Here is a 13,460-nt window from a genome sequence, read left to right as displayed (position 1 = left end):
GCCCGCCCCGTGAACGCCCCCGCTAGGTCCGCTCCCCCACCGCGCCCCGGTCCTGCGCCGCCCCGAGCCGCGAGTGCCGGTGCCCGTAGAGGGCGTACACCAGCGACCCGACGAGCAGGAACGCGCCGAACTGGAGCCATGTCCGCCAGCCCGTTCCGTAGATCAGGTAGAGGCAGAACAGCACGCCCAGCACCGGCAGGGCGGGGAAGAGCGGCACCCGGAAGGACCGCTGGAGGTCCGGGTTGCGGCGGCGCAGTGCGATGACCGCGATGTTGACGACGGCCATGACGGCGAGGGTGCCGATGGTCGTGAGGTTCATGACGACGTCGAGCGGGACGACCGCCGCCGGGACGGCGAACACGGCGGTGGCGATCCAGGTGTTGGCGACCGGTGTCGAGGTCTTCGGCGAGATGCGTTCGAAGATCCGCGGAATGAGGCCGTCGCGGGACATCGACATCAGGATGCGGGTCTGTCCGTACAGCACGGCGAGCACGACGGAGGCGATGGCGACGACCGCGCCGAAGGCGATGATGCCGCCGCCGAGGGTGGAGCCGGTGACGTTGTCGACGATCAGGGAGAGCGCGGCGGGCCGGGAGGCGACGTCGGCGGCGGACATGGCGCCGATGGCGGCGATCGCGACCAGGCAGTAGAGCAGGGTGGCCACGCCGATGCAGATCATGATCGCGAGCGGGATGTTCCGGCGCGGGTTCTTGACCTCTTCACCGGCCGTGGTGATCGCGTCGAAGCCGATGTACGAGAAGAACGCGACGGAGGCTCCGGAGGTGACGCCCATCAGTCCGTGCGCGGCGAACGGCGAGAGGTTCTCGGAACTGAACGCGGTGAAGGCGATCGCGCAGAACAGGATGAGCACGGCGATCTTCACGACGGCCATCACGGCGGTGGCGCGGGCGCTCTCGCGGACGCCGCGCACCAGCAGCAGTGCGGCGAGCAGCATGACGACGACGGCGGGGATGTTGACGACGCCGCCGTCGCCGGGCGGGTTGGAGAGCGCGGCGGGGAGCTGCCGGCCGATGAGGCCGTCGAGGAGTTCGTTGAGGTACTGGCCCCAGCCGACGGCGACGGCCGAGACGGAGATGCCGTACTCCAGCAGCAGGCACCAGCCGGTCAGGAAGGCGATGCGCTCGCCGAGGGTGGCGTACGCGAAGGAGTAGGAGCTGCCGGAGACGGGGATCGCGCTGCCGAGTTCGGCGAACGAGAACGCGGTGAAGACGCAGGTGATCGCGGCGAGCACGAAGGAGACGACGACGGCGGGGCCGGCTTCGGCGACGCTGTCGGAGAGGCCGACGAAGATGCCGGTGCCGACGATGGCGCCGACGCCGAAGCACACGAGCTGGAAGAGTCCCATGGTGCGCCTCAGGCCGTGGCCCTCCAGGTCGGCGCCGGATTCGGCGACGAGGAGGTCGGGTGACTTGATGCGTCGCATGGGGTGGTTCTTCTCTCTGGTGCCCGGGTGACAGAGCAGATGGGGTCCGGGCAGGTGCGCCCGAACCCCATCAAGCAACGCAATGGTAGTCATTGCATCGCATATTCACCCAATCGGGCGTATCGCTATTCAGTCGTGACGTCGGCCATGGTCGCGACCAGCACTGCCTTGATGGTGTGCAGGCGGTTCTCGGCCTCGTCGAAGACGACGGAGTGCGCGGACTCGAAGACCTCGTCGGTGACTTCGAGTGAGGTCAGGCCGTACTGCTCGTGGATCTCGCGGCCGACCTTAGTGCCGAGGTCGTGGAAGGCCGGCAGGCAGTGCAGGAACTTCACGTCCGGGTTGCCGGTGGCGCGCAGGACGTCCATGGTCACGGCGTACGGGGCGAGGGCTTCGATGCGCTCGGCCCAGACCTCCTTGGGCTCGCCCATGGACACCCAGACGTCGGTGACGACGAAGTCGGAGCCGTGCACGCCCTCGTCGATCTCCTCGGTGAGGGTGATACGGGCGCCGGATTCCTCGGCGAGCTTGCGGGCCTGCGCGACGATCTCCTCGGCGGGCCAGTAGGCGCGCGGGGCGACGATGCGCACGTCCATGCCGAGGAGGGCGCCGGTGACGAGGTAGGAGTTGCCCATGTTGAAGCGGGCGTCGCCGAGGTAGGCGAAGGCGATGCGCTCCAGGGGCTTGTCGCTGTGCTCGGTCATGGTGAGCACGTCGGCGAGCATCTGGGTGGGGTGCCAGTCGTCGGTGAGGCCGTTGAAGACCGGCACCCCGGCGTGCGCGGCCAGTTCCTCGACGGTCGCCTGGGCGTCGCCCCGGTACTCGATGCCGTCGAACATCCGGCCCAGTACGCGTGCGGTGTCCTTCGCCGACTCCTTGTGCCCGAGCTGTGAGCCCGCGGGGTCGAGGTAGGTGGTCGACGCGCCCTGGTCGGCGGCGGCGACCTCGAAGGCGCAGCGGGTGCGGGTGGACGTCTTCTCGAAGATCAGCGCGATGTTGCGGCCGCGCAGCCACTGCACTTCGGTGCCGTTCTTCCGGGCCGCCTTGAGTTCGGCGGCGAGGTCGACCAGCCCGCGGAACTCCGCGGCGCTGAAATCGGTCTCCTTGAGGAAGTGGCGGCCCTTCAGGGAGTGGCGGCCTTCGAGAAATGACGTCATGGGGACGCTCCAGGGGGCGACGGGCGGACTGTACGAGCACGAGGAGTCGCGCGAACAGTGAAACCATATACGAGGAAGCGCATCACTATACGGCCTCACGTTCGATCGGGCAGCTCATGCACCGCGGTCCGCCACGCCCCCTGCCCAGCTCGCTGCCCCGGATCTCGATCACTTCGATGCCTTGTTTCCGCAGGTGGGTGTTGGTGGTCACATTCCTTTCGTATGCCACGACCACGCCCGGCTCCACCGCGAGGACGTTGCAGCCGTCGTCCCACTGCTCCCGCTCGGCCGCATGTACATCCTGTGTGGCGGTCAGGACGCGGACGGAGTCCAGGCCAAGGGCGGCGGCGATCGCGCGGTGCATGTGCTCCGCCGGGTGGTCGGTGACCTTGAGTTCGTGTTCGCCGACACCGGGTTCGATGGTGTACGAGCGGAGCATGCCGAGCCCCGCGTACTGGGTGAAGGTGTCGCCGTCGACCATCGTCATGACGGTGTCGAGGTGCATGAAGGCCCGGCGCTTGGGCATGTCGAGGGCCACGATCGTCTGCGCCGACCCGGCGGCGAACAGTCCTCGGGCCAGCATCTCCACGGCCTGCGGGGTGGTCCGCTCGCTCATCCCGATGAGTACGGCGCCGTTGCCGATGACCAGGACGTCGCCGCCCTCGATGGTGGAGGGGTAGTCGCTCTGCCCCTGCGACCAGGTGTGGAAGGCGCCCGCGGCCGGTCCGGTGAACAGGGGGTGGTGCTTGTAGATCGCCTCGAAGTGCACGGTCTCGCGCTGCCGGGCGGGCCAGCGCATCGCGTTGATGGACACCCCGTCGTAGATCCAGGCGGAGGTGTCGCGGGTGAAGAGGTGGTTGGGCAGCGGGCGCAGGAGGAAGTCGTCCAGGTCCATGACGTGGAAGCGCACCGACGTCGGTTCCGGGTGCCGCTCCAGGTACTCCCGCTTGGTCATTCCGCCGACGAGTGCCTCGCAGAGCTCGGTGTCGGGCAGCTCGTCGAACGCGGCCCGCAGGTGGTCGGTGGCGAGCGGCCCGTACTCCTTCTCGTCGAAGACCCGGTCCAGTACGAGCCGTCTCGCCTCGGGCAGCTCCAGCGCCTCGGTGAGGAGGTCGCCGAAGAGGTGCACCTCCACTCCCCGGTCGCGCAGCACGTCCGCGAACCCGTCGTGCTCCTGCCGGGCCCGACGCACCCAGAGCACGTCGTCGAAGAGGAGTGCGTCCTTGTTGCTGGGGGTCAGGCGCTTCAGTTCGAGGTCGGGGCGGTGGAGGATGACGCGGCGCAGCCGCCCGGTCTCGGAGTCGACGTGGAATCCCATGGCTCAATCCTGACCGTCCGAACCCCGCTTCACCCGTCGAACACCGCTCCGGCCTCGAACATGTTCCTCCCCGTACCTCACCCCACCAGGTCCCGGGCCGGTGTGCGCAGGCTCCGCTGCCACACCTCGCAGGCGACCACCGAGGTCAGCGCCCCGGCGAACCGCTGACGGCACCACGGGTCGGCCAGTCCCGGAAGGTGCTGCGCGATCAACGCCTCCAGCAGCTCCTGGAGGCGCGGCTGGTCGAGTTTGAGGTAGCGGCCGGTACGCCCCGCGGGCGCCTTGTCGAAGTCCGCCGCGCACAGTGCCCGCAGCTCCTCCCCGACCGAGGCCAGCAGTCCGCCGGCCCGCTCGGTGGTCAAGCCGCCCACCGGGCAGGGGCCGGCGGGGCTCTCGTCGCCTCCCGCCGGGTGCGCGGTGTTCGCGCACCGGGTGGCGAGGGTCTGGGCCAGCACCCGCGCCGGATCGGTGTCGAGTGCGGTGCGCACCGCCACCGCGAACGGCTCCCCCACGCCCGCGTGGACGAACGGCTCGACGTGCTGGAGCAGTTCCTGGAACGCGAGCAGCATGTCCCCGCCGCCTTCCGCGAGCCGCCGCACCTGCTCGGCCAGCAGTGCCGTGGCCCATTCCCGCAGCGGCGCGCACGCGGCCAGCCGCACGGCCGCCTCGGGAAAGAGCACCAGTTCGTGCCGTGCGCCGGCGAAGTGGAGGTCCTCGCGGGCCCGCAGCGTCAGCTCGTTCAGGATCCGCTCGCGGAGGACGGGGGCGTCGAGGAGGGCGACGACCTCGTCCGTGCCGTGGGCGGCCATCCACTCCACGAGGTGCATGCGGCGCCACCCGGTCCCGGGCGGTTCGGCCAGCGGCATGCCCGCCCTGACCATCAGCACCGCCAGGTCCAGCCGCAGCCCGACATGGCCGACGGCCGAGCCGCGCCGCCGGGCCCCCTCCCAGGGGTCGCGCGTGCGGCCCGCGTCGCGGGTCCGTCCGGCGATCGCGGCGAGGACTGCGTCCAGTCCGGCCACCGGCAGCTCCATGCCCGCGTACCGGTGCAGGAACAGGGTCAGCCACCGGTGGGTGTCGTCGAGCGGCAGGGGCTCATCGCCCACTCCGGTGAGCCGGTGCAGGACGCCCACGTCCTCCAGGTACGTCAGCCAGGACGCGGCCGTCCGGGACACCGCGGCGGCGGTCTTGCCGCGCGGTGCGGACACGGTCTTCAGCAGGGCGGGCACCGCGGTCTCCGGGTCCTCGGCCAGCAGCCTGCGCAGCACGGGCTGCCACGCGTCCCAGACGGCGGGGGCGCACGTGTCCATGGCCCCGCCGCGCAGCAGGGCGGCGAGGATCTCCGTGTGCTCGTCGTCGGCGGGCAGTGTCCGGCCGGCGCCCCGGGCCAGCTCGGCGGCGAAGGTGTCGGAGAGGTCCCGGCCGGTCCGGCACCAGGTGCGCACCAGGCTGCGGTACCCGGCGACGGCCCGCTCGGCGGACGTGCGGGCGGCGACTTCCCGGCGGCGGGCGGTCAGCTCCTTGACGGTGACGGCGCCCAGCGACACGAACTCCGCCAGCAGGGCCTGCCGGGCTTCCTCGTCCACGGGTGCGCCCAGTTTCCGCTCGGCCGCCCGCGCCGCCGTGAACAGGGGCCGGGCCGCCGTCGCGCTGCCCGCGCCCGCGACGATCCGGGCGGCCTCGTCCAGGGCGTGGGGCAGGAGAGCGGGGCAGTGCGCGGTGGCCTTCGCGGCCGTTCTGGCGAACTGGTCGCCGGCCCGGCCCGGTTTGGCGGGTGCCAGTGCGGCGCACGCGCGCAGCGGGGTGAGCAGTGCCATCGCGTCGCGGGCCAGGGCGGGGTGGGCGACGCAGACGCGGGCGAGGAAGCCGAGGGGCTCCTTGCGCACCCGGCCCACCGGCGTGCCCTCGCCGCCTTCGGGGGTCAGCCCGAGGGCGCGTGCGACCACGTCCTCGGCATGCCCCGCGCGGGCGGGGACGAGCCGCACGAGCCGGTGTCCTTCGTCGAACGGTTCGCCGTCGTGACAGCGCGCCGTCAACGGCTCCTGGCCGTCGTCGGGGGCGTCCTTCGCAGGCAGGACGGCGCCTTGGCGGAGCAGGGCTTCGTCGGGTGCGGGCCCGACGGGCCGGGCGGCCGGTTCGGCGGGTTCCGGCCCGGTCGCCGCGTAGGCGGCGCAGGCCACCAGGAACTCCTGATAGGCGGCCGTGGCGTCGGCGGGCAGCGGGGTGCGGGCGTGCGGGCCGTTGTAGGGGTCGTCGTGCTGGTCGTAGACGTCGGCGAGCATCCGGATGCCTTCGGACCAGGCCACCCTGGGCACCGTGTCGTACGCGCCGAGACCGGTGCGCTCGCGGGCGTCGTCCCAGAAGCAGTGGTTGACGGAGACGGGGGACTCGGGCCCCTGGTAGCGCAGGTCGAGCCGCATGTCGTAGGTGTGTCCGGCGACGGGGACGCGGAAGTGGGCGGTCTCGCCGCTGATGCGCCCGCCGTGCGGGGTGATGACGCGTTCGAAGCGGGCGCCGTTGGAGTAGTCGCCGTTGCGGAAGGCGGCGATGCCGTGGCGCCGGGGCTCGCGGTGCCCCGGGGTGGCGTCGGGGCGGACCCACACCGTGCGGTGGAGCTGTTCGATGTGCTGCTCGCCGCCGAAGGTGTCGAGCAGGTCGAGCCACCGGTCGAGGCGTCCGGTGCCGCGCGGGTCCAGGAGGACCGGGTGCGGGAAGGTCAGGACCGTGTCGGTGAGGGTGAACTCGCCCTCCGGGGAGGCCACGCGCAGAGTGTGGTCGGGTCCGATGCCGATGAGCAGGCCCGCGCGGCTCATCTCGCCCGCGCGGTACGGGGCCACGACCGCGTACCGCAGGGCACGTTGCCAGTACGGGTCGCTCCACACGGCGCGGATCAGCGCGGCGGGCACGGGCAGGGAACGGGCCATCCAGGTCTCGACCCGGGTGCGGGCGTCGGCCGCGTGGTCGGCCAGCCAGTCGCCGAGCGCGGCCAGTTCGAGGACCGCGGCCTGTTTCTTCAGGGCGGGCGGCAGTTTCTTCAGTTCGCGCCCCGCCGCGTTGCGGCAGCGGATCCGCGGGACGGGTTCCGCGTACACGTCGAGCGTGACCTCGTAACCGCCGACCGGTGTCCAGCTCTTCTGGTCCCCCATGACCCGCGCCCCCGTGCGTCGTCGTGCTTCCCCGAGCGGTCCCGCACGGAACCACAGGAGGTGTGATCACCCGCCCGGTTCGAGCGAGTGATCACACCTTACGAGGCAGCACTGACAACGCCCCGACCACGGCCTGTTTCCGCAGGTGGGAGCCCTTCGAGGGGGAGCCTTTCACGAGCGCGGCGGTCCCGGCTCAGAGCCTCGGGTCGACCGGCTCCGACTCCAGCGCCAGCACCGCGAACACCGCCTCGTGGACCCGCCGGAGCGGTTCGCCGTCGGCCAGCCTCGCCAGCGCTTCGAGGCCGAGCGCGTACTCGCGCAGCGCCAGCGACCGCTTGTGCCCGAGGAACCGTTCCCGCAGCTTGGCGAGCTGTTCGGGCCGCGTGTACTCGGGACCGTAGATGATCCGCAGGTACTCGCGTCCGCGCACCTTGACGCCCGGCTGCACGAGCCGTCCCTTGCCGTCCCTCACCAGTGCGTCGAGCGGCTTGACGACCATGCCCTCGCCGCCGCGCCCGGTCATCTCCAGCCACCAGTCGGTGCCGGCCTGCACGGACGCCTCGTCGCCGGTCTCGACGACCAGGCGCCGGGTGGTGTGCAGCAGCCCGGACGGGTCGTGCTCCACCAGCCGGTCCAGCCAGGCCAGCTGGCGGTCGTGCGGCTCCCCCGCCAGGGACCGCCCCTGCACGGCGAGCACCTGGAACGGAGCGAGCCGTACCCCCTCCAGCCCCTGCGTCGGCCAGCAGTACCGCCGGTAGGCCTCGGTGAACAGGCTCGCGTCGGCGGCCCGTTCCCGCTGCTTGACCAGCAATTCGTCCGCCCCCTCGACACCGCGCGCCGCCGCGGCCTCCAGGGCGGCGACCGCCCCGGGGAACACCGCGCCGGCCGCCGCGCCGACGGCGGCGTACTGCTGGCGCAGCAGCCCGGACGCCTTCAGCGACCATGGCATCAGCTCGGCGTCGAGCAGCAGCCAGTCGGTGTCGAGCTCCTCCCACAGGCCCGCTTCCCCCACGGCGGTCCGCAGCCGGGCGAGCACGAGTTCACCCACGGACTCGTCGTCGAAGAACGGCCGGCCGGTCCGGGTGTGCACGACTCCCGTGGGGCCGTCCACGCCGAACCGGGCCCGCGCCACGTCCGCGTCGCGGCACACCAGGACCACGGCCCGCGACCCCATGTGCTTCTCCTCGCACACGACCTTCGCGACGCCGTCCGCCCGGTACTGCGCGAACGCCTCGGCGGGGTGCTCCAGGTAGCCGTCCACCCGGGACGTGCCGGTGGGGGCCATCGTCGGCGGCAGGTGGAGCAGCAGTTGCGGGTCGACGGCGAAGCGGCTCATGACTTCGAGCGCCGCCGCCGCGTTCTCCTCACGGACCGCGACCCGGGCGAGCTCGCGGGTCTCCACGACCCGCCGTCCGGCGACGTCGGCGAGGTCGAGCGGGCGCCCGCTGTGTCCGCCGGGCGCCTCGGTGAGCAGCGGCTTGACCGGCTCGTACCAGACCTTCTCGGCGGGTACGTCGACGAGTTCGCGCTCGGGCCAGCGCAGCGCGGTCATCCTGCCGCCGAACACCGCGCCGGTGTCCAGGCAGATGGTGTTGTTGATCCAGGAGGTGTCGGGGACGGGCGTGTGCCCGTACACGACGGCGGCGCGGCCCCGGTAGTCCTCGGCCCACGGGTAGCGCACCGGCAGCCCGAACTCGTCGGTCTCGCCGGTGGTGTCCCCGTACAGCGCGTGGGAGCGCACCCGTCCGGAGGTGCGCCCGTGATACTTCTCGGGCAGTCCGGCGTGGCAGACGACGAGGTCGCCGCCGTCGAGGACGTAGTGGCTGACGAGGCCGTCGATGAAGGCCCTGACCTCTTCCTTGAAGCTGTCGTCCTCCTTCTCCAGCTGTTCGACGGTTTCGGCGAGTCCGTGGGTGTGCTGGACGTTCCTTCCCCTGAGCCAACGGCCGAGCTTGTTCTCGTGGTTCCCGGGAACGCACAGCGCGTTTCCGGAAGCCACCATCCCCATGACGCGGCGCAGTACGCCGGGGCTGTCCGGGCCCCGGTCGACGAGGTCGCCGACGAAGACGGCGGTGCGCCCTTCGGGGTGCGTTCCGTCCTCGTACCCCAGCTTCGCCAGCAGGGTCTCCAGTTCGGAGCGGCAGCCGTGGATGTCACCGATGATGTCGAAGGGGCCGGTGAGGTGCGTGAGGTCGTTGTAGCGCTTCTCCAGGACGATCTCGGCGGCGTCGACCTCCGCGACGCCGCGCAGGACGTGCACCTTGCGGAAGCCCTCGCGCTCCAGCCCGCGCAGCGAGCGGCGCAGTTCGCGCTGGTGGCGCCGGATGACGTGGCGGGGCATGCCGGCCCGGTCGGGGCGTTCGGCGTTGCGGGCGGCGCAGATCTCTTCGGGCAGGTCGAGGACGATGGCGATCGGCAGGACGTCGTGCTGCCGGGCGAGCTGCACGAGCTGCTTGCGGCTCTCGGACTGCACGCTGGTGGCGTCGACGACGGTCAGCCGTCCGGCCGCCAGGCGCTTGCCCGCGATGTAGTGCAGCACGTCGAAGGCGTCGCGGCTGGCGCTCTGGTCGTTCTCGTCGTCGGCGACCAGGCCGCGGCAGAAGTCCGAGGAGATGATCTCGGTGGGTTTGAAGTGCTTGCGCGCGAAGGTCGACTTCCCGGAACCGGTGGCTCCGATCAGTACGACGAGGGACAGGTCGGTGACCGGGAGCCTGCGCGGTGCGGTGCCCGGTGCTGCTTCGACGGTGGTGCTCATGCGGCCTTCGCCTCCTTCGCGTTCTCCACGCTGCTCCTGTCCTTGCCGTCCGGTGCGACCGTCGTGAAGACGGCCATCTGCGTGGGCGGCCCCACCTCCGGGTCGTCCGGCCCGACGGGCAGGAACGCCACCCCGTACCCGTGCCGCTCGGCGACCCGGTGCGCCCAGGCGCGGAACTGCTCCCGCGTCCACTCGAAGCGGTGGTCGCCGTGCCGCACCTGTCCGGCCGGCAGGGTCTCCCAGCGGACGTTGTACTCCACGTTCGGCGTCGTCACGACGACGGTGCGCGGGCGTGCGGACCCGAACACCGCGTACTCCAGCGCGGGCAGCCGCGGCAGGTCGAGGTGCTCGACGACCTCACTGAGCACGGCGGCGTCGTACCCGGCCAGCCGCTTGTCGGTGTACGTCAGCGAGCCCTGCAGCAGCGAGACGCGCTGGGCCTGCCGCTCGCCCATCCGGTCCAGCTTGAGCCGCCGGGAGGCGATGGCGAGCGCGCGCACCGACACGTCGACGCCGACGATCTCGGTGAACCGCACGTCCTTGAGCAGTGCCTGCACCAACTGGCCCTGTCCACACCCGAGATCGAGCACCCGACCGGCCCCGGCCGCCCGCAGTGCGCCGAGGATCGCCTCGCGGCGCTGCTCGGCGAGCGGCGTCGGGCGTTCGTCGGCGTCGGCGGGCCCGGTCTCCTCCGCCACCGCGTTGTCGATCTCCTCGACCGCGATGTCGTCGGCGTCCGCGAGCCTCGCCAGTTCCAGCCGCCGCGTGGCCTGCTGGGTGAGTCCCCAACGACGCGACAGGTAGCGGGTGGTGATCAGCTTCTGCTCGGGGTGCGCCGCCAGCCAGCCCTCACCGGCGCGCAGCAGCTTGTCGACCTCGTCGGGCGAGACCCAGTAGTGCTTGGAGTCGTCGAGCACCGGCAGCAGTACGTACAGGTGCCGCAGCGCGTCGGCGAGCCGCAGCTCCCCCTCCAGCGTCAGCCGTACGTAGCGGGAGTCGCCCCATTCCGGGAACTGTGCGTCCAGCGGCACGGGCACCGCATCGACGGTGCTCCAGCCCAGCGGCGCGAACAGCTTGCGCACCAGTTCCGCACCGCCGCGCGCGGGCAGCGCGGGCACCTCGACGCGCAGCGGCATCGGCTGCTCGGCACGCTCGGGGCGGGCGGTGCACACCCCGTGCAGGGCGCTCTTGAAGACGCCGCTCAATGCCACCGCGAGCAGCGACGACGCGGCGTAGGGGCGGTCGTTGACGTACTGCGCGAGCGCCAGGTCCGGTGAGCCGCCGCGGCCCTTGCCCTTGCCGCGCCGGACCAGCGCCACCGGATCGACCTCCAGGAGCAGCGCGGCCGTGCAGCGCTCGGCGCTCGCCTCGGGGTAGAGGACGTGCGCCGTACCGTGAGCGGTGCGGAACGACTGCTTCCGGTCGGGGTGCTTGTGCAGCAGAAAACCGAGGTCGGTCGCGGGGCGTTCCGGGGTTCCGGTGGTGCTGATCGTCATGAACACACGCTCGAGTATTGCCCGGTTCACCCGCTTCGACCACGGGTTTTACGCGTCCGCGGCGCAGCTCCACGGACCCGCTCCCGCAGGGCCCGGCCCTGCTCTCCCGCTCGGTCCCTTCCCCCGCTCAGTCCCGCGTGCCCACCCCCGCCGCCAGCCCGGCGATCTGCTGCGGTCCGACCCGGCAGCACCCGCCGACCAGACGTGCCCCGGCGTCCTGCCAGCTCCGTACCCGGCCGGGGTCGAAGGTGCCGTCGCCCCGCCAGCCGCGCCCGGCCGCGTCCCACCGCTCACCGCTGTTGGGGTAGGCCACGACCGGCTTGCCGGTCTCCCGGGCGGCGCTCCGCACCGCCCGCTCCACGTCGCCCGGCTCGCAGCAGTTCACGCCGACCGCGACCACCTGGTCGTTCCCCGCCGCCAGGGCGAAGGCCTCCCCCAGCGGCTGCCCGGCACGTGTCCGGTCCCCTGCGATGCTGTACGTCAGCCAGACCGGCACCCCGCACCCTTCCGCCGCGCGCAGCAGGGCCTCCGCCTCGTCGGCGTCCGGCACGGTCTCCAGAGCCAGGACGTCGGGCCCCGCCTGGGCCAGCGCCTCGATCCGCGGCCGGTGGAACCGCTCCAGCTCCTCCACGGACAGCCCGTACCGTCCCCGGTACTCGCTGCCGTCGGCGAGCATCGCCCCGTATGGTCCGACCGACGCCGCCACCCACACCGGGTGCTCCGCGCCCTGCGCCGCCGCACGGGCCAGCGCCACGCTGCGCCGCAGCAGCTCCGACGCCTCGTCCCGGCCGACGTTCCGCCGGGCGAAGCCCTCGTAGGTCGCCTGGTAGCTGGAGGTGATCAGCACCCGGGCCCCCGCCCGCACGTACGCCGCGTGCGCCGCCTCGATCTGCTCGGGGGCGTCCGCGAGCAGCCGGGCCGACCAGAGCGCGTCGGAGAGGTCGCAGCCCTGCGCCTCCAACTGGTTGGAGAGCCCGCCGTCGAGGACGAGGGTCTCGTCGGCGAGCGCGGCGGCGAGCGTGCGGGTGGGCTTCACGGTGACTCCTGGACGGGGAACGGCGGACTGGGGCGGCACCTGCCGGGCCGGACGGGCCGGTGCCTGCCGGGCCCGGACGGGACGGTGCCCGTCAGTTCAACTGGGACAGCACCTGCGAGGAGATCAGATCCAGGTGGTCGAGGTCGTCCAGGTCCAGCATCTGGAGGTACACCCGTGACGAGCCGACCTCCGCGAACCGGCCGATCCGGTCCACCACCTCGGCGGGCGAGCCCGCGAGTCCGTTGGCCTTGAGTTCCTCCACCTCCCGTCCGATGGCCGCCGCCCGGCGTGCCACCTGCGCGTCGTCCCTGCCCACGCACGCCACCAGCGCGTTGGAGTACACCAGGTCGCCCGACTTCCGTCCGGCCTCCTCCGCCGCCGCCCTGACCCGGCCGAACTGCCGGGCGGTGTCGTCGAGCGAGGCGAACGGGATGTTGAACTCGTCGGCGTACCGCGCGGCCAGCCGCGGCGTCCGCACCGCCCCGTGCCCCCCGATCAGCACCGGCACCTTGGCCTGGGCCGGCTTGGGAAGCGCGGGCGAGTCGGTGAGCCGGTAGTACGTGCCGTCATAGGTGAACGTCCTGCCGGGCTCCGTCTGCCACAGCCCCGTCACGATGGCCAGTTGCTCCTCCAGCCTGCCGAACTTCTCCTTGGGGAAGGGAATGCCGTACGCCTTGTGCTCCTCCTCGAACCACCCGGCGCCCAGGCCCAGTTCGACGCGTCCGCCCGACATCTGGTCGACCTGCGCGACCTGGATCGCCAGCACTCCCGGGAGCCGGAACGTGCCCGCGGTCATGAGCGTCCCGAGCCGGATCCGGCTGGTCTCGCGGGCCAGCCCGGCCAGGGTGATCCAGGCGTCCGTGGGTCCGGGGAGGCCGTCGGCGGAACCCATGGCCAGATAGTGGTCGGAGCGGAAGAAGGCGTCGAACCCGAGGTCCTCGGTGGCCTTGGCGACCGTCAGCAGTTTCTCGTAGCTCGCCCCCTGCTGGGGCTCGGTGAAGATGCGGAGATCCATGACTTCATCCTGCACCTTCGAACTGACGTCAACCCCGTCGGCCCCGGGTGTCCCCCGTCTGCCCGGTCGGGTGAAAACTCGTCCTCGTGCGGG

General features: G+C 72.1%; 8 protein-coding genes. All 8 read right to left on the bottom strand.

All coding sequences use genetic code 11. The features are described from left to right. Positions 1-22: 22 nt before the first annotated feature. A complete protein-coding gene (locus tag ACIP93_RS13870; RefSeq protein WP_401758277.1) occupies positions 23-1,444 on the bottom strand; it encodes an amino acid permease in 1,422 nt (473 codons plus the stop codon). Between the two features lie 125 nt (positions 1,445-1,569). Beyond that, on the bottom strand, positions 1,570-2,601 hold the full coding sequence (gene argF, locus ACIP93_RS13865; RefSeq protein WP_401758274.1) for an ornithine carbamoyltransferase: 1,032 nt from the start codon (positions 2,599-2,601) through the stop codon (positions 1,570-1,572). 85 nt (positions 2,602-2,686) lie between these two features. Continuing rightward, a complete protein-coding gene (locus tag ACIP93_RS13860) occupies positions 2,687-3,919 on the bottom strand; it encodes an arginine deiminase (RefSeq protein ID WP_345217540.1) in 1,233 nt (410 codons plus the stop codon). 77 nt (positions 3,920-3,996) lie between these two features. Continuing rightward, on the bottom strand, positions 3,997-7,065 hold the full coding sequence (locus ACIP93_RS13855; RefSeq protein WP_401758270.1) for a DUF4132 domain-containing protein: 3,069 nt from the start codon (positions 7,063-7,065) through the stop codon (positions 3,997-3,999). A gap of 193 nt (positions 7,066-7,258) precedes the next feature. Beyond that, positions 7,259-9,820 (bottom strand): polynucleotide kinase-phosphatase, encoded by a 2,562-nt coding sequence (locus ACIP93_RS13850; protein ID WP_401758267.1) that lies wholly within the window; start codon positions 9,818-9,820, stop codon positions 7,259-7,261. Then, positions 9,817-11,322 (bottom strand): 3' terminal RNA ribose 2'-O-methyltransferase Hen1, encoded by a 1,506-nt coding sequence (locus tag ACIP93_RS13845; RefSeq protein ID WP_401758264.1) that lies wholly within the window; start codon positions 11,320-11,322, stop codon positions 9,817-9,819. The genes ACIP93_RS13850 and ACIP93_RS13845 overlap by 4 nt, the downstream gene beginning before the upstream one ends. 121 nt (positions 11,323-11,443) lie before the next feature. Then, on the bottom strand, positions 11,444-12,352 hold the full coding sequence (gene mmuM / locus ACIP93_RS13840) for a homocysteine S-methyltransferase (RefSeq protein WP_401758262.1): 909 nt from the start codon (positions 12,350-12,352) through the stop codon (positions 11,444-11,446). Between the two features lie 91 nt (positions 12,353-12,443). Then, the gene (locus ACIP93_RS13835) at positions 12,444-13,367 is read right to left on the bottom strand and encodes an LLM class F420-dependent oxidoreductase (protein WP_401758259.1); all 924 of its coding nucleotides are present in this window, start codon (positions 13,365-13,367) and stop codon (positions 12,444-12,446) included. Positions 13,368-13,460 lie beyond the last annotated feature (93 nt).

Origin of the sequence: Streptomyces sp. NPDC088745, from assembly GCF_044751045.1 — a bacterium.
GTDB classification, from domain to species: Bacteria; Actinomycetota; Actinomycetes; order Streptomycetales; family Streptomycetaceae; genus Streptomyces; species Streptomyces cremeus.
The sequence above is the reverse complement of the archived record's forward strand: the minus strand, read 5'-3'. Positions and strand labels throughout refer to the sequence as shown.